Here is a 16,541-nt window from a genome sequence, read left to right on the forward strand (position 1 = left end):
AAGGAAGGGCGATTGGCTCGTATTCCATCAATCATTTGGGAGGGCGAACTCAGGTTTTCTCTAAATTGGATTTCTCAGGAGCCGTTCAGCAATCAATCACGAAGCATAAAAGACTGGATACTGATACCGATAAAGTAATTACTGAAAACTTTACCTATGACCATCAAAACAGATTATTAACGCATACCCATCAGGTAGATAGTAATCCTGTTGAATATTTAGCTCAAAATGATTATAATGAGCTTTCCCAACTTCGAAACAAAAAAGTGGGTGGAACCAATGCTGGTTCACCGCTTCAAAGTATTGATTATGCATACAATATTCATGGGTGGATGACGAAAGTTAATGATCCCCTGAACCTAAACGGCAAACTGTTTGGATATGAAATAAAGTACAATAATCCTATATACAACAGTTTTGGTAGCGCAAGGTATAACGGAAATATTGCAGAAGTTGAATGGAAAAATGCTTCTGAAGATGTACTGAAGAGATACACCTACTCTTATGACGGGCTCAACAGACTGAAAGATGCCATCTACACAGAGCCTTTCTCAACCATCCCGTTTAATTATAATTTTAATGAGCATCTAACGTACGATGTAAACGGAAACATTGCTACGCTTAAAAGGAATGCTATACCCTTTTCAGGGACTACTTCTCTCCAGGTAGATGATCTGGTATATCAATACACCGGAAACCGGTTAGATAGAATTATTGAAAATTCTCTTAATGATACTGGCTATGAAGGTGGGAATAATATCATAGATTATGATCTGAACGGGAACATGATAAATATGAAAGATAAAGGAATTCAGTCCATCGCTTACAATAGTTTAAGTTTACCAAATTCTTTTTACATTGAACAAAATGCGTTTGGATTAATAAATTTTATAAATATCAGTCACCTGTATAGTGCAAACGGTCAAAAACTAAGAAAATATTATTCTACCAGGCCACCTAGAGGTTTAACAACTACTAATATAACAGATTATCTTGATGGTTTTCAATATAAATATAGAGAGGGTGGTGGAATATGTATAACTTGTAGAACGAGCACCGCCTACGAAGAACAGGCTTATAAAGATAAACTTATTCCTTCCTTTCCGGATATAGAACCCATTTGGATACTAGACTTCGTGGCAACATCAGAAGGTTTTTATAGTTTTGCCGAAAACCGTTATATTTACCAATATAAAGATCACTTAGGCAATGCCAGAGTTAGTTTTGCAAAAGATACAGGACAAGATATTCAAACAATAGACACTAATAATTATTATCCTTTTGGGCTAAATCATATTGGAGGTACAAGTTCCTCTACTTTTGGTAGTTTTTATTCTTATAAGTATAACGGAAAAGAGCTTCAGGAGACTGGTATGTATGATTATGGGGCGAGATTTTACATGCCGGATATTGGAAGATGGGGTGTGGTGGATCCGCTGGCGGAAGTAAATAGAGCCTGGTCACCATATAGGTATGCGTTTAATAATCCTTTAAGATTTATTGATCCCGATGGAAGATCAGAAAGCGATTGGATTAGAAAAGACGGGAAATGGCAATTTAATGCGTCCGTTACAACAGTGGAACAGGCACAAAAAATATCAGGTGTAGATGGGTTTGCTAAAAATGGGACAGTTTTGGCTGATGCCAAAATTGGGGCTAATGGAGAAGCTGGCTATGTGAGATTAAGTGAAGGTGGTAAGGCTAGTTATGAACCAATGTATGGGGCAATAAATGCTTTTCAAAGTGCTATGCCAATGTTTGCAGGAGGTACGTGGACAACTTGGCCAGCAGAAGACTTTCCATCATTTACAACAAGTCTTATGAGTAGAGATTTCGATGCAGGTAGTTGGAGTAAAAAGTTACCAGATGATAAAGTATTGAATGTTAACTTCGATGATTTTGTTTCACCAAGTACTTTTCCAGAGAAAGTAGGAGGAGGACTATTATACGCTTTTGCTCAGGCAATGAGTAGAGTTGGTGATCTCACTTCCATGCTCTATGGAACTGCAGAAAAAGGTATGCAAAAAGAGGAGCTGCAAAATTCGATGGGGGTTAAAGTTACATCTTTAGATTCGATTAAGCAGACAGGTTTTACATATCAAAAAGATACTACTATTTTTTATGGAAATCGACCTGGGGATTTTGATAAAGCTTATAAACCTGTTCAAGATACATCTTATAATAGAGATATTAGAAATTTTAATAGTAGAGTTCCTAGCCAATATAGAATAAATAATAAAAGATGATAAACAAAGTAATTATTTTTTTTTTAATATGTATTTTTTTTAATAGCTGTAAGCAAAAAAAAGAGGTAGTAATAAAAGATGATATATATAATTTATTTAATTTGAATCATTACAAAATTTATACTCAAAAAAAGATTAATGATTCCATTTATCAGTATGAAGGGAAAAATGATCGCTTTCTAATAAAAGGACGATATAACTATATTAAGAAATATAAAACTGGATGGTGGTATTCTTATGATAGACAAATTGATGAAAAGTATGTTGATATTGAATTTTATAAAGATTTACATAATTCCAAAGAATCATTCAATCAAATTCTTTTGTATAAAAAAAATAAAATAGATACAATGAAAAGTAAATTTTATACTAAAGAATATATTAATAAAAAAATTCTTATATATAATTTTTACTGCCCTATAAGTTCAGACGATGTATATTCTGCACAAATTAACATAGGTATAATCTCTAATGAAAAACCATTGCTTTATCCTACTATTTTTAATTGTAAAAGAATAAAAAATGGGAGATATATTTATTCTCTTGATATTTCAAAGTATCAAGAGGGTAAAACATTTAATATGATAGGGTCTTTTTCAGAATATTCTAAAAAAGAAAATGCCTTGGGAATTAATCAAATCATATTGGATGATACATTAAATGTTAATTGAAAAATAGCCTAGCGTGGGGAATGTAATTTAAAATAAAGTAATCAAGTTCGATAACTTTAGAAAATCCTCAGCTGGCGCGAGCGTCTCGCTCGTGACTTCAAATAAAAAAACCAGGCTGTCTTTTTATAGACAGCCTGATTTATATAAATATCTCAAAATGAAACAACCTACTTCTTCATAAAATACTCAAAATAAATACAGCTACCCATCAGCCCTTTTGCGGTTTCGGTATCCGAGTACTGATTCTTTAAAATAGCAAAATACGTTTTGTATTTTTCATGTTTGGTGGTGGTCATTTGCAGATCGTGAGCGGCATTTTTCTCAGACCATTTAGGATCAGAATAATCAATATTAGCTGGGTTTTTTGCTTCATACTGATAATACTTTCCTTGCTCGGCGCTGGCCATTTGGAAAAGGATTCTTGCTTTTTCCTCTTTATTGTTGGAGGTATTAAGTGCCTTTTGATAATAATTAATTGACAGATCAAAATTATCGGGTTCAATATACGTAGTATCCAAAAAGTTTTTATAATAATATTGGTACGGATTTTTTCGGTCAGTTCGCCAGAAATCATACTTTCCACCATTGCTATTGTCGACATCCATCACGAAAACCTGTCTGAAATATCCTAAAACAGAAGTGTTATACAAAACATTTCCGATGAGCTGATTGGCTTTGGCCGACTTTTCATCCTTCCCGTTTCCGATTTGTTTAAGTTGAACAAGAGCATTTGCAAGTTCCAGTTTATTCATATTGGGTTTAATGAAAGGGAAGAGGCTGTAATCTTCTGCTTTCATACTTTGGTCTTGCGGACTTTCAAAACTTTCCCAAGTATTATGACCGAAAATCAGATTTGAAATATTATGGAATCCGTCATAATTTTTGCCGTCATAGACGAGTTTTTCATAATTTCCGGTTAGTGGATTATAGCGCTCATAGTTTTCTCGTGGAATTCCCGCGAAGGTCTGCGCTTTTTCATAATACGATTTCGCTTTGGCAAAGTCGGCTGTTCGCATCGCCCTGTCACCATAAATCACACTGAAAAATGCATCCACATTCCCCACATTATCCATATTTTTAGAAATGATCTGTTGCTCAAACTGGGTCTTATTCGGTTTTCTGTAAAATTCTTCCACACTTTTAACCAAGCTGGAGTTCGGATTGTACTGAAGATACGACAGCTTATTATTCATCAGGTAAGATTTTCCATCTTCACCTTGTAAGAAATAACGGTTAGCCAAAACATCCTTTAAGAAATCTGCGGTTGACGGTGCAGTTCCATATTCATCATACTGATTCGTGCTGTCTTTTTTTACCGATTTTTCCACAAAATATTCGGCATAATCTTTCATGAGATGATCTTCATATTTTGCATCAATTTTAGGCTGAGAAACAATATCATTTAGAACTTTCATTCTTTTAATTTCCTCAAGATATTCCGGATTGGTGGTTTTAATATCTTCTAAAATCTCGGTGCTCGCTTTATAGTCTTTTTTCAAAAACATCAGGTAAGCATCGGCGATCTGCCAATATTCATCCTTCGATTTTTCTTTGGTTTTAGAAGCAAATTTTTGCAGATCATCCAGAAAGTCTTTCTGCAGATCATTTTCAGACCCGTAATATGAATCTTTTTTAGAATAAACCGGAATTCTGTTCGGGTTATCCAGCAATTCATCATCACTTTGATCGGCTTTATTTCCTGTTTCACCTTTCGATTTTGAACCTCCGAAAAGATTTTTAAAGAATCTCACAATTTTCTGCCAAAAAGATAATTCTTCTTTTTTAGGTTCTGTATTTTCAGTATTTGTTTTATCTGAATTGTTTTGTGTGGAATTTTTAACTGCAGTTCCATTTTCAGCTGAAGCATAATAGTAGGTCGGAAGATAACTTCTTTCAATTTCATTAATGCTTCTTGCCGCCATTACTTTCAGGATTTCCGAATCAGGGTTAATGTCGTACATTTTTTCCATCAAAGGAATCGGATTGGTAAAATCCTGATAGCCTAAAAGAAAATATGCCATATTTTTTTCGTCGTTCGTATTCGCTCTTTTTAAAATATTATTAAATGAAGCGGTATCAGACAGCTGCATCGATACAAACGCAGACTCTTTACGGCTTTTACTGTCTTTAAAAACCTGAAAAAAGTTCCAGTTGGCTTCGCTATTCATATCCATCCCGCGTTGTGCGCCGGCAAGCTGATCGAGTGCCATAATATAAGGTGCACCTTTCAGTTTAATGGGAGCAACATACGTTTTAAAAGCCTGAGCCGCGGCATCGTAATTTCGGGTGTAATGATTAAAACGCACGAGCTGGAAACCGTAACGTTGCTTAATTTCCGGATTTTTGGCAGCGTTATAAAGTGATGTTAATGCAGCAATCGTTTTATTGTAATCAAGGTTCGTAGCGTTTACATCTTTTTGATTTTCGCGGTAATAAAATGAATCCGAACTTTCAATATAATTGATTTTCATATAAGGCTCCAGATATTTAGCCTCAATCAGATAATCAATTCCTTCTGTATATTTTGTGTAGAAACCCGTTCCCAGTTTTTTAAGCAGTTGGTTGTTTGGATTTCCTTTTTTTAATTCATTTAAATCATTCATGCTCATTTTATTCACCAAAAACAAGGTTTCGGAGTAGCTGAGCTGATTGTTAAAGTATTTTCTCCATGCTTCAATATTCTCATCCGGGATTTGAGCCAGAAGCGAAGGGCTGTAATCGGTATAAAATCTTGTGGAATAGCTGTGTAAAAACGGCAAATAAGATTTATCTTTTATAATGGTCTGCGTGAAAAGATTGAAATAATCATAATCAGGATCAGCCCATGCACAGGCATCAGATTTTGTGTAAAAAAGTGAGAGTACGGCAAATGAAAGTAGGTACTTTTTCATATTAGCTGTGGTGTTTTTAATTTAGAAATTAAAATTTTGGTTGATAACAAATTTACTATCTAATTGATAATAAATGATATTGTATTGCGGGATTTTTTTATCAAGGAAATGAATAACGTCTAAAAGCTGCTGATCGGAAATTTCTTCAATCTTAATTTTAAAACCTTTATTCAGGAAATTCCCAAAATAAAATCCGTCTTTTTGAATCTCAATTTCGTTCTCTGATATTTTTCTGAAGTCCGGATTGTTCAGGTCTTTTTGAGATAGCGCATTAATCAATCTGTGTTTTCCCAGGTGATTTGTCACAATTCCCCATGAATAAATAGGAAGGGCTACTTCAATTTTTTTAATTGGGTACTCTTCAAGTTTCGAAAGATAGCTTTTCAGAATATTAACATCCAGAATTGAATTTTTATCTGAATTTTCCAACGGCGAAGAAGTAGAATAGCACATCAAAAAAACTTTTGCAACAGGCGGAATTCCTGTTTGTGCCTTATCTTTTACCTGATGTAGCCGAAGCGTACAGGTAATCTCTTTTCCCGAAATTCTTTTTAATTCTTTTAAAAAAGTGAAATAATCATCCCGAGTTCCGGCTGTCCAATCACAATCAATCTGAATTTCATTATTTATTTTTAAATGATATTCAGATGTTTTTTTCTGAATCAATTGATGAACTTTTTCCGCCAAAAATGGAATGTCGTCTTTTTTAATATAAAGAAAAGTACGGTTGGTAATAAAAACCGTGGGCGCGATTTGCTTATTGGTTTCAAAACTTTTATCTTTTGTAATGACCCCAACGGGTTGAAACTTTCCATCTATTTTATCAACATCAAAAAAACGCGTGTATAAAACGGGATCGCTGGCTTTTTGCAGAGCATCTTTTTCGGTTTTGTCTAAAGCCAGTTTCGTTTTCCAGTAATAAAATGTATAGGGGGGATTGTCTTTTTTTCCACACGAAATAAAAGATAAGAGGATTAGAAAAAGAAATGGTCTTATATACCTCATGGTTTAAAAAGTTCGCTTTCACAAGAACATTTTGTGTCAGGATCTGTGCTTTCTGCTACTGAGCAGCAGTCTGAAGTTTTTTGAATATTCCCGTTTTTATCGGTTAAATAAATTTTATCTTTTTCAAGCTTAAGATTAAAAGTTTCGTTGAACTTCTTAAAATGCACGGTCATTACTTTAGGATTGTATTTTCCTACGTTAATGTCTTCTGCAGTTTCGGTTCCGTCCGCCTGATTCACCTGAACATATCCGAAATGTACATCTCCGTTTTTCTTGATGTCTACATAATACGCCGGAGTTCCGCTTCCGCTGAAGCCTTCTACAATATCATAAAATCTTTTCCCGACAAAAGGTACTTTCGACTGTGCAAAAGATAGGAAGCCGATGCATAGAATCAATAAACAAAAAAGCTTTTTCATAATTAAAATTTTTTTCAAAATTAAAAATATCCAAGCAAAAATTGAACCGTAAAATCACGGTGATTAATGAGTTTTTGCGATTTAATGAAAAATTTAAACTTAATTTTAATTTGGGAAGAATTTTTGTTTGTGGGTTAATCGCAAAGTCGCAAAGATGTTTTTAAATAATGAATGTTTTTAAGGCACAAAGATTTTATCGTTGATGAAATTGAATTCTGCCGATAAAAAGCAAAAACGTTTAAATTAATTTTTGATAAATATCATCCCTAATAACGAAGTTCAACTTAATTTTTCTCAACTTCTTAACCCTATCTTAATGGTTTAAAATATTAGAATTATTTTACATTCTAAGGATTTTCATATGGAAAAAGTATTCATGTAATTTGTGTTTAAAAAAAGAACCATCCCAAAGTTGGAATGGCTCTTTCATATAGTTTTAAAATTTTAGTTTAAGCTTATATGTAATAAGGCAGCAAGACCAGCACCAATAACAGGTCCCAAAATAGGAATCCATGCATAGCTCCAGTCGCTGCTTCCTTTGATAGGTAAAATGGAGTGGATGATTCTCGGTCCCAAGTCACGGGCAGGATTGATGGCATAACCAGTGGTTCCGCCTAAAGACAATCCGATTGCCCAAACCAATAGAGTTACCGGCAATGCGCCAACGGTTCCCAACCCAATTTTGGCTTCCGAAGCATCGTTTACATAAATGCTGGCATCCACAAAATTGAAGATCACAAATACCAAAACGAAGGTTCCGATAATTTCACTTATTAAATTTGATAAAGGTTTTCGGATAGCTGGTCCCGTGCTGAAACAAGCGAGTTTAGCACCTTCATCTTCAGTGATTTCAAAATGATCTTTATTAAAAAGCCATACAAGAAAAGCGCCTAACATTGCCCCGATCATTTCTCCGGCAATATACGTTGGAACGAGATCCCACGAAAATTTTCCTGCGAAGGCTAATCCTAAGGTTACTGCGGGATTCAAATGGGCACCGCTCACCGGACCTGCAACGGTTACTCCGACAAAAACAGCTAATGCCCAAGCGGTCGTAATCACGATCCAGCCCGAATTATTTCCTTTCGTACCTTTTAAAACTACATTGGCCACCACGCCGTTTCCTAATAAGATCATCAGCATGGTTCCGATAAGTTCTGCTATAAATGGAGTCATATCTTAGTTTTTATAAGGTGAAATTAATCTTCGATCCAGCTTTGAGAACGTTGCACGGCTTTATTCCATGTCGTTACCATTTTCTCCACTTTTTCCTGCTCGAGCTGCGGATGAAAATCTTTATCAACAATCCATTGCGATTGAATTTCATCAATACTTTTCCAGTAACCAACCGCCAATCCGGCAAGATAAGCGGCACCTAAAGCGGTTGTTTCTAATGTTTTTGGTCTGGTAATTTTAAAACCAAATAAATCCGATTGAATCTGCATCAATAGATCACTCGCCGAAGCACCGCCATCTACTCTCAATTCCAAACTTTCTCTTCCAGAATCAGCTTCCATTGCTTTCACAATATCATATACCTGAAAAGCAATACCTTCTAAAGTAGCCCTTGCAATATGTCCGTTGGTTGTTCCGCGGGTAACGCCGACAATAGTTCCACGGGCATACTGATCCCAGTAAGGCGCTCCCAATCCCGTTAAGGCAGGAACGAAATACACGCCGCCATTATCTTCGACAGTTTTAGCTAAAGTATTGATCTCTTCTGCAGAGTTGATAAGTTTCAACCCATCTCTCAACCACTGAATTGCTGCACCGCCGACGAAAACACTTCCTTCCAAGGCATAATTCACTTCACCATTAATTTTCCAAGCAACAGTTGTTAGCAGATTGTTTTTTGATAAAACGGCTTCAGTTCCGGTATTCATTAAAAGGAAACATCCGGTTCCGTAAGTGTTTTTTACCATTCCTGGTTTTGTACACATTTGCCCGAATAAAGCGGCTTGCTGATCTCCCGCAATTCCCGCAATGGGAATTTTGGTTGAAAATAGAGTAGTAGCCGTTTCACCATACACTTCGCTGCTTTGCTTTACGGCGGGCAATATATTTTTAGGAATATTAAATAATTTCAGAAGGTCTTCATCCCATTCTAAAGTATGAATATTTAAAAGCATCGTTCTGCTTGCATTCGAAACATCGGTGATGAACATTTTTCCACGGGTAAGTTTCCAGATCAGCCAGGTATCGACAGTTCCGAAACATAGTTTTCCGGCTTCAGCCTTTTCTCGTGCTCCTTCTACATTATCTAAAATCCATTTTAGTTTTGTGGCAGAAAAATAAGCATCCAAAACAAGGCCTGTCTTTTCTTTGATGATTTCTGTATGTCCCTGTTCTTTTAATTCGTCGCAATATTTAGACGTTCTTCTGTCTTGCCAAACGATCGCATTATAAATAGGTTCGCCCGTTTCTCTGTCCCAAACGACAGTTGTTTCTCGTTGATTCGTAATTCCGATTGCGGCGACTTCCAAACCTGAAATTCCGGCTTTGGCGATAATTTCTGCGGCCACGGAAATTTGCGATGACCAGATTTCGTTCGGATCATGTTCTACCCAACCTGGCGTCGGGAAGATTTGTTCAAAACTCTTTTGGGAAATGTATTTAATTTCCCCTTTGTGATTAAATAGGATTGCTCTGGACGAAGTGGTTCCCTGATCTAAAGCAAGAATTAATTTTTCGCTCATGTTGTGTCTATTTATTAAGGTTGATTGTTTTTGGAGAATAAGGTGTCAGCAAATATCCTTTTGCCAATTCTATAAATTCATTCGTTTGTTCGTAAATCCATTCTTGGGAATGCCCATTTTCTCTTGCGATAATTGTAGCGATTTTTTCGGCACTATCGATGGCAGCTCTCGCGTCTAAAAATAATAATCTTACGCGTCTTGCCAAAATATCTTCAACGGTTTCTGCCATTTCATTTCGTACTGCCCAAACCGCTTCCGCTATTGTGAAAGGATGTTCTGGATGTATTTTTTCTGCAAATTCAGAATTGCTTTGCTGTAATTTTTTAATTTCAAGAATATCCGAACCGTATACATATAAATGATTAGTTCTGTCTACAGTCTCAGGCTTCACATTTCCATGGATTGAAAGGTTTTCGGTTTTTGAAGTGGTAATTCCTAGTTTGTGAACTTTCATCGCTTCATCAACGGTATCTTCGGCCATTTTTCGGTAGGTTGTCCATTTTCCGCCAATGATGGAAATCAATCCGGTTTCAGAAGTAATCACTTTATGACTTCGGGAAACTTCTTTGGTGCTTTTTGAGCCGTCTTTAGGAGCGGCTAGCGGTCGAAGTCCTGCGAAAACTGATTTTACATCTTCGCGGGTTGGTTTTTTAGCTAAATATTGTCTTGCTGTATTTAAAACAAATTTAATTTCATCTTCCAACGCTCTCGGTTCAAAACTTTCGTTTTCCAAAAGCGTGTCGGTGGTTCCAACTAAAGCTCTGTCATGCCAAGGAACGACAAATAGAACTCTTCCGTCCGATGTTTTAGGGATCATGATCGCGTCATCACTTTTTAAGAAAGATTTATCTAAAACCAAATGAATTCCCTGACTTGGAACAACAAGTTTTCCATGTTTTGGGTTATTCATATTTAATATGTCGTTGGTGAAAACTCCGGTTGCGTTGATGACCACTTTCGCTTTAATTTCAAATTGCTGCTTGGTGAATTGATCTTCAGCAATTACGCCTGTGGTCTTTCCTGAATCGTTTTTAATTAAATTAATGACCTTGACATAGTTAACAGCAGTTCCGCCTTTTTCAATAATTGTTTGAGTTAAGTTGATTGCTAATCGGGCATCATCAAATTGTCCGTCCTGATAAACAACACCGCTCGCCAGATCTTTTTGTTCAATAGTCGGAAGTTTTTCAACTGTTTTTGCTTTGCTGATGTATTTCGTTTTACCTAAACTTAATTTCCCTGCAAGAAAATCATAGATCGAAAGTCCTATTTTATAGTAGATTCCGCCCCACCAAGTATAATTCGGAATGATAAAAGACTGATTTTTTACCACATGAGCTGCGTTCTTAGCCAACAAGCCTCTTTCTTTCAAAGCTTCTTTAACTAAACCAATATCGCCCTGCGCCAAATATCTTACACCGCCGTGTACGAGCTTTGTACTTCGGCTGGAAGTGGCTTTAGCAAAATCATGAGATTCGAGTAATAACGTTTTAAACCCTCTGCTGGTAGCATCTAATGCCGAACCTAAACCACTTGCTCCACCGCCAATGACGATAAAGTCCCATTCTTTTACGGTGGTGAGTTTGCTGAGTTCTTCGTTTCGTTTCATAATATTTCGTTATGTTTCGTTTTCAAATGTAAAAATTAAAAATGAAACTAAAAAGAAATTAAATGAAATTTTTAATATAAAAAAAAATAGTAATTTTGGTGAAATTAATTTCACATGGAAAAATTACTGACAAGACATAATGATATTTTAAAGGAAATAGAAGAGAAAGATCACGTTCTTGTTCAGGATTTGTGTGAAAAATTCAATGTTTCTTCGGTTACGATCCGAAAAGATCTGAACTATCTTGAAAGTTTAGGTTTGCTTTTCCGAAATCACGGTGGTGCGAGTAAGCATGTTCGTTATGCGTACGAAAAAAATGTGGATGAAAAGGAAAGCATAAATGTGGAAGCCAAGCAGCGAATTGCAAAAGCGGCTTTATCTTTAATTCAGGAAAACGACTGTATTATTTTGGCTTCCGGAACAACGATGCATTATTTGGCGAGAATGCTGGTAAACTTCGGGCCGTTGACAGTGCTTACTTCTTCTTTACGCGTGGCGATCGAACTTTGTAATAATCCTAACATTAATATTATACAGTTAGGAGGAGAGGTGAGGAAAAGCTCAACTTCTATTGTAGGTTCTATTTCTGAAGGTATTTTGAAGCAGTTTTCTTGTAATAAATTATTTCTTGGTGTAGACGGAATTGATATGGATTTTGGGATCAGTACGTCGAATGCAGCAGAGGCTCATTTAAATCAATTGATGATTGAATGTTCTGACAAAGTTGTTATTCTTGCCGATTCTTCAAAACTCAATAAAAAAGGCTTCGGAAAAATTGCTTCTTTAGATAAAATAGATTACTTGATTACGGATCAGGATATTTTAGAAGAAGACAAAAATAATCTTGAAGAAATTGGAGTGAGTGTAATTATTAAGTAAAAATCAACTCATTTTTAAATTATCTGTAATTCAAAAATATTTTACCTGAAATTTCGCCCGAATTTTTCCAAAATTATCTAAATGATTAAAAATCAAAATATTTTGCTTGAAATATTTGTCAGTTAGAAAATTATTCATACATTTGCACACTCATTTTAGGGGCGTAGTATGCCTATATCAAAAGTAGAAATTACTTCAGACTTCCGAAAAATGACGATAAATAAAGGATAAATTTTATTATAACATAAACAATGTCAGGTATTATTGGTAAAAAAATCGGTATGACGTCTTTGTTTGACGAAGCAGGGAAAAATATTCCTTGTACAGTTATTCAAGCAGGTCCATGTGCGATTTTACAGGTCAGAACCTTAGAAGTTGACGGTTATTCTGCCGTTCAATTAGGTTTCGATGACAAGAGTGAGAAGAACGTTGGTAAAGCGTTAGCTGGTCATTTCAAAAAGGCTGGTTCTGCTCCTAAAGCTAAATTAGTTGAATTCCACGACGGATTCACAGATGCTAAAGTAGGAGAGGAAGTAAAAGTTGATCTATTCATCGAAGGTGAATATGTAGATGTAACAGGAACTTCTAAAGGTAAAGGTTTCCAAGGTGTTGTTAAAAGACACGGATTTGGAGGTGTAATGCAGGCAACTCATGGTCAGCACAACAGACTTAGAGCTCCAGGTTCTATCGGTGCTGGATCTGACCCTTCAAGAGTATTCAAAGGGATGAGAATGGCTGGAAGAATGGGAGGTGAGCAGGTAACTGTGCAAAACCTTCAAGTATTAAAAGTGGATCAAGAACAAAATCTTTTAGTAGTAAAAGGTGCTGTTCCGGGAGCTAAAAATTCTTATGTAATTATCAGAAAATGGAACTAGTAGTATTAAATACATCAGGAAAAGAGACCGGAAGAAAAGTAACTCTAGACGAAACAGTATTCGGAATTGAGCCAAATCAGCACGCGGTTTACTTAGAAGTTAAACAGTACCTTGCTGCACAAAGACAAGGAACTCATAAATCAAAAGAAAGAAGCGAAATTACTGCTTCTACTAAAAAGCTTAAGAAGCAAAAAGGATCTGGATCTGCTAGATATGGTGATATTAAATCTCCAACTTTCAGAGGTGGAGGTAGAGTATTCGGGCCAAAACCTAGAGACTACAGATTCAAATTGAACAAAGCTCTTAAGAGATTAGCTAAAAAATCTGTTCTTTCTCAGAAATTGAGAGATAACAGCATTAAAGTATTAGAGGCTTTCAATTTCGAAACTCCTAAAACTAAAGAGTTTATCAATATCAATAACGCTTTAGGATTCGAAGGTAAAAAATCTCTTTACATCTTAGATGAAGCAAACAAAAATGTTTATTTGTCTTCAAGAAACCTACCTAAGACTAAAGTTGTTGCTTACAACGAAATTAGCTCTTATGACCTAATCAACGCAGGTGAGATCGTATTCTTAGAAGGTGCTATCGAGAAATTCCAAGAAAATTTAAAGAAATAAGTCATGTCTATTATTATTAAACCAGTTATCTCAGAAAAGGCTAATTACCTTACAGATTTAAGAGGTTCTTATTCTTTCTTAGTTGATACTAAGGCGAATAAAATCCAGATTAAAAAAGCTGTTGAAGCAGCTTACGGTGTAAAAGTAGCAGACGTTAACACAATGATTTATGCTCCGAAGGTTTCTTCAAAGTACACTAAAAAAGGTCTTCAAGTAGGAAAGACAAACAAATTGAAAAAAGCGGTAATTAAACTTGCTGAAGGTGAGGTTATCGATATTTTTGCTGTAAATTAATTATTAATTATAAATAATAGTAATGTCTGTTAGAAAATTAAAACCTATCACCCCGGGACAGAGATTCAGAATTGTAAACAATTTTGAGGAAATTACTACCAACAAACCAGAGAAATCTCTAACAGTTGGTATTAAAAAGTCAGGTGGACGTAACCAAACAGGTAAAATGACCATGCGTTACACCGGAGGTGGACACAAAAAGAAATACAGAATTATTGACTTCAAAAGAAACAAAGCAAACGTTGAAGCAACTGTAAAATCTGTAGAATACGATCCAAACAGAACTGCATTTATCGCTTTATTAGAGTACGCAGACGGAGAGAAGAGATATATCATCGCTCCAAACGGTATCAAAGTAGATCAGAAAGTAATTTCTGGTGAAAGCGTAGAACCAAATGTAGGGAACGCAATGAAGTTGAAAAACATTCCATTAGGTACTGTAATTTCTTGTGTTGAAATGAAGCCTGGTCAAGGTGCAATTTTGGCAAGAAGTGCTGGTTCTTCAGCTCAATTAACTTCAAGAGACGGAAAATATGCAATCATTAAATTGCCTTCAGGAGAATCTAGAATGATCCTTACTGAATGTTATGCAATGATTGGATCAGTTTCTAACTCTGACCACCAGTTAACTGTATCAGGTAAGGCTGGTAGAAGCAGATGGTTAGGTAGAAGACCAAGAACAAGAGCGGTAGTAATGAACCCAGTAGATCACCCAATGGGAGGTGGTGAAGGACGTTCTTCAGGAGGTCACCCAAGATCTAGAAACGGTAAGCCGTCTAAAGGTTACAAAACTAGAAAGAAAAACAAAGTGTCTAACCGTTACATCGTATCTAAAAGAAAATAATTATGGCAAGATCACTTAAAAAAGGACCGTTCATTCATCATACTTTAGATAAGAAGGTTCAGGCAAATATAGAGTCTGGTAAGAAGACAGTTATCAAAACTTGGTCTAGAGCATCTATGATCTCTCCGGACTTCGTAGGACAAACTATTGCTGTACACAACGGGAAATCTTTTATCCCTGTTTATGTTACAGAAAACATGGTTGGTCACAAGTTAGGCGAATTTTCTCCAACAAGATCTTTCAGAGGTCATGGTGGTAACAAAAACAAAGGAAGCAGATAATCATGGGATCTAGAAAACAAGATAGTTCAATCGCAAGAAAAGAAGCTAACAAAGACGTTGTTAAAGCTTCATTAAATAACTGCCCATCATCTCCGAGAAAAATGAGATTAGTTGCTGATATCATTAGAGGAGAGCAGGTAGATAAAGCTCTTTATATCCTAAAATATTCTAAAAAAGAAGCATCTAACAAGTTAGAGAAATTACTTCTTTCTGCTATGGCAAACTGGCAGACTAAAAACGAAGGAGCGGATATCGAAGAAGCAAACCTTATCGTTAAAGAAATCTTCGTGGATAGCGCAAGACAATTGAAGAGACTAAGACCAGCTCCGCAAGGTAGAGGGTATAGAATCAGAAAAAGATCTAACCACGTTACATTAATCTTAGGTAATAAAGAAAACTAAATCAAGGTATGGGACAGAAGACAAATCCAATTGGTAACAGATTAGGTATCATCAGAGGATGGGATTCTAACTGGTTTGGTGGAAACGATTATGGAGACAGAATCGCTGAAGACTACAAAATCAGAAGATACCTTGAGGCTAGATTATCTAAAGGTGGGATTTCAAGAATTTATATTGAAAGAACATTAAAATTAGTAACAGTTACAATTACTACTGCTAGACCGGGACTTATCATCGGTAAAGGAGGTCAGGAAGTTGATAAACTGAAAGAAGAGTTGAAAAAATTGACTAAAAAGGATATTCAAATCAACATCTTCGAAATCAAAAGACCTGAGCTTGATGCAGTATTAGTTGCTGATAGCATTGCTAAGCAAATCGAAAACAGAATCTCTTACAGAAGAGCTGTGAAGATGGCGATGGCAGGTACAATGAGAATGGGTGCAGAAGGTATCAAAGTTCAGATCTCTGGTAGATTGAACGGTGCTGAAATGGCAAGATCAGAATCTTTCAAAGACGGAAGAATTCCTTTGTCTACTTTCAGAGCAGATATCGATTACCACATCGGTGAAGCACTTACTCAGTACGGAAAATTAGGTGTAAAAGTTTGGATCATGAAAGGTGAAGTTTACGGTAAAAGAGAACTTTCTCCACTAGTGGGACAACAGAAAAAAGGAGGTCAGTCAGACAGAGGAAACAGAGGAGGAGACAGAGACAATAGAAGACCTAGAAAAAACAACAACAATAACAATAATAATTAAAATTTTAGATTAGAAATTTTGAATTTTAAATTACCGTTACTTTTTTAAAATA

16 protein-coding genes are annotated in these 16,541 nt (G+C 35.8%); 10 read left to right on the forward strand and 6 right to left on the reverse strand.

The window, feature by feature from the left end; genetic code table 11:
* Positions 1-2,246, forward strand: a 2,246-nt coding sequence (locus OXQ85_RS15850) for an RHS repeat-associated core domain-containing protein (RefSeq protein ID WP_267405737.1), incomplete at its 5' end; no start/stop codon positions are given.
* Positions 2,243-2,917 carry a hypothetical protein gene (locus OXQ85_RS15855; protein WP_267405739.1) on the forward strand — a complete coding sequence of 225 codons (675 nt, stop codon included), beginning with the start codon at positions 2,243-2,245 and terminating at the stop codon, positions 2,915-2,917. The genes OXQ85_RS15850 and OXQ85_RS15855, both read left to right, overlap by 4 nt.
* Before the next feature lie 167 nt (positions 2,918-3,084).
* Here the strand turns inward: OXQ85_RS15855 and OXQ85_RS15860 are convergent, their stop codons facing one another.
* From OXQ85_RS15860 to OXQ85_RS15885, 6 genes are all read right to left on the reverse strand, one after another.
* Positions 3,085-5,808, reverse strand: a complete 2,724-nt coding sequence (locus tag OXQ85_RS15860; RefSeq protein WP_267405740.1) for a hypothetical protein — start codon at positions 5,806-5,808, stop codon at positions 3,085-3,087.
* Positions 5,809-5,829: 21 nt separating this feature from the next.
* On the reverse strand, positions 5,830-6,813 hold the full coding sequence (locus tag OXQ85_RS15865; RefSeq protein ID WP_267405742.1) for a hypothetical protein: 984 nt from the start codon (positions 6,811-6,813) through the stop codon (positions 5,830-5,832).
* Positions 6,810-7,232: a hypothetical protein gene (locus OXQ85_RS15870; RefSeq protein ID WP_267405744.1), complete on the reverse strand. Its 423-nt coding sequence runs from the start codon at positions 7,230-7,232 to the stop codon at positions 6,810-6,812. The genes OXQ85_RS15865 and OXQ85_RS15870 overlap by 4 nt, the downstream gene beginning before the upstream one ends.
* Before the next feature lie 444 nt (positions 7,233-7,676).
* Entirely contained in the window at positions 7,677-8,408 is a 732-nt protein-coding gene (locus tag OXQ85_RS15875; protein WP_267405745.1) for an MIP/aquaporin family protein, read from the reverse strand.
* Between the two features lie 23 nt (positions 8,409-8,431).
* The gene (glpK, locus tag OXQ85_RS15880; RefSeq protein WP_267405746.1) at positions 8,432-9,928 is read right to left on the reverse strand and encodes a glycerol kinase GlpK; all 1,497 of its coding nucleotides are present in this window, start codon (positions 9,926-9,928) and stop codon (positions 8,432-8,434) included.
* A gap of 7 nt (positions 9,929-9,935) precedes the next feature.
* The gene (locus OXQ85_RS15885; protein WP_267405747.1) at positions 9,936-11,537 is read right to left on the reverse strand and encodes a glycerol-3-phosphate dehydrogenase/oxidase; all 1,602 of its coding nucleotides are present in this window, start codon (positions 11,535-11,537) and stop codon (positions 9,936-9,938) included.
* Between the two features lie 114 nt (positions 11,538-11,651).
* On the opposite strand from OXQ85_RS15885, the gene OXQ85_RS15890 reads away from it, so the two are divergent.
* From OXQ85_RS15890 to rpsC, 8 genes are all read left to right on the forward strand, one after another.
* Positions 11,652-12,416 (forward strand): DeoR/GlpR family DNA-binding transcription regulator, encoded by a 765-nt coding sequence (locus OXQ85_RS15890; protein WP_267405750.1) that lies wholly within the window; start codon positions 11,652-11,654, stop codon positions 12,414-12,416.
* Between the two features lie 251 nt (positions 12,417-12,667).
* Positions 12,668-13,291: a 50S ribosomal protein L3 gene (gene rplC, locus OXQ85_RS15895; protein WP_267405751.1), complete on the forward strand. Its 624-nt coding sequence runs from the start codon at positions 12,668-12,670 to the stop codon at positions 13,289-13,291.
* A complete protein-coding gene (rplD, locus tag OXQ85_RS15900; RefSeq protein ID WP_267405752.1) occupies positions 13,282-13,911 on the forward strand; it encodes a 50S ribosomal protein L4 in 630 nt (209 codons plus the stop codon). Before rplC ends, rplD begins: the two co-directional genes overlap by 10 nt.
* Before the next feature lie 3 nt (positions 13,912-13,914).
* A complete protein-coding gene (rplW, locus tag OXQ85_RS15905) occupies positions 13,915-14,205 on the forward strand; it encodes a 50S ribosomal protein L23 (RefSeq protein ID WP_042720941.1) in 291 nt (96 codons plus the stop codon).
* 22 nt (positions 14,206-14,227) lie between these two features.
* Positions 14,228-15,049 (forward strand): 50S ribosomal protein L2, encoded by an 822-nt coding sequence (gene rplB / locus OXQ85_RS15910; protein ID WP_103246794.1) that lies wholly within the window; start codon positions 14,228-14,230, stop codon positions 15,047-15,049.
* A gap of 2 nt (positions 15,050-15,051) precedes the next feature.
* Complete coding sequence (rpsS, locus tag OXQ85_RS15915; RefSeq protein ID WP_002983209.1) at positions 15,052-15,330, forward strand: 30S ribosomal protein S19; 279 nt, start codon at positions 15,052-15,054, stop codon at positions 15,328-15,330.
* Positions 15,331-15,332: 2 nt separating this feature from the next.
* Positions 15,333-15,731 (forward strand): 50S ribosomal protein L22, encoded by a 399-nt coding sequence (gene rplV, locus OXQ85_RS15920; protein WP_007839512.1) that lies wholly within the window; start codon positions 15,333-15,335, stop codon positions 15,729-15,731.
* An 8-nt stretch (positions 15,732-15,739) separates the two neighbouring features.
* Entirely contained in the window at positions 15,740-16,489 is a 750-nt protein-coding gene (rpsC, locus tag OXQ85_RS15925) for a 30S ribosomal protein S3 (protein WP_267405757.1), read from the forward strand.
* Positions 16,490-16,541 lie beyond the last annotated feature (52 nt).

Origin of the sequence: Chryseobacterium sp. GM_Chr_2 (assembly GCF_026540445.1) — a bacterium.
Taxonomy (GTDB): domain Bacteria; phylum Bacteroidota; class Bacteroidia; order Flavobacteriales; family Weeksellaceae; genus Chryseobacterium.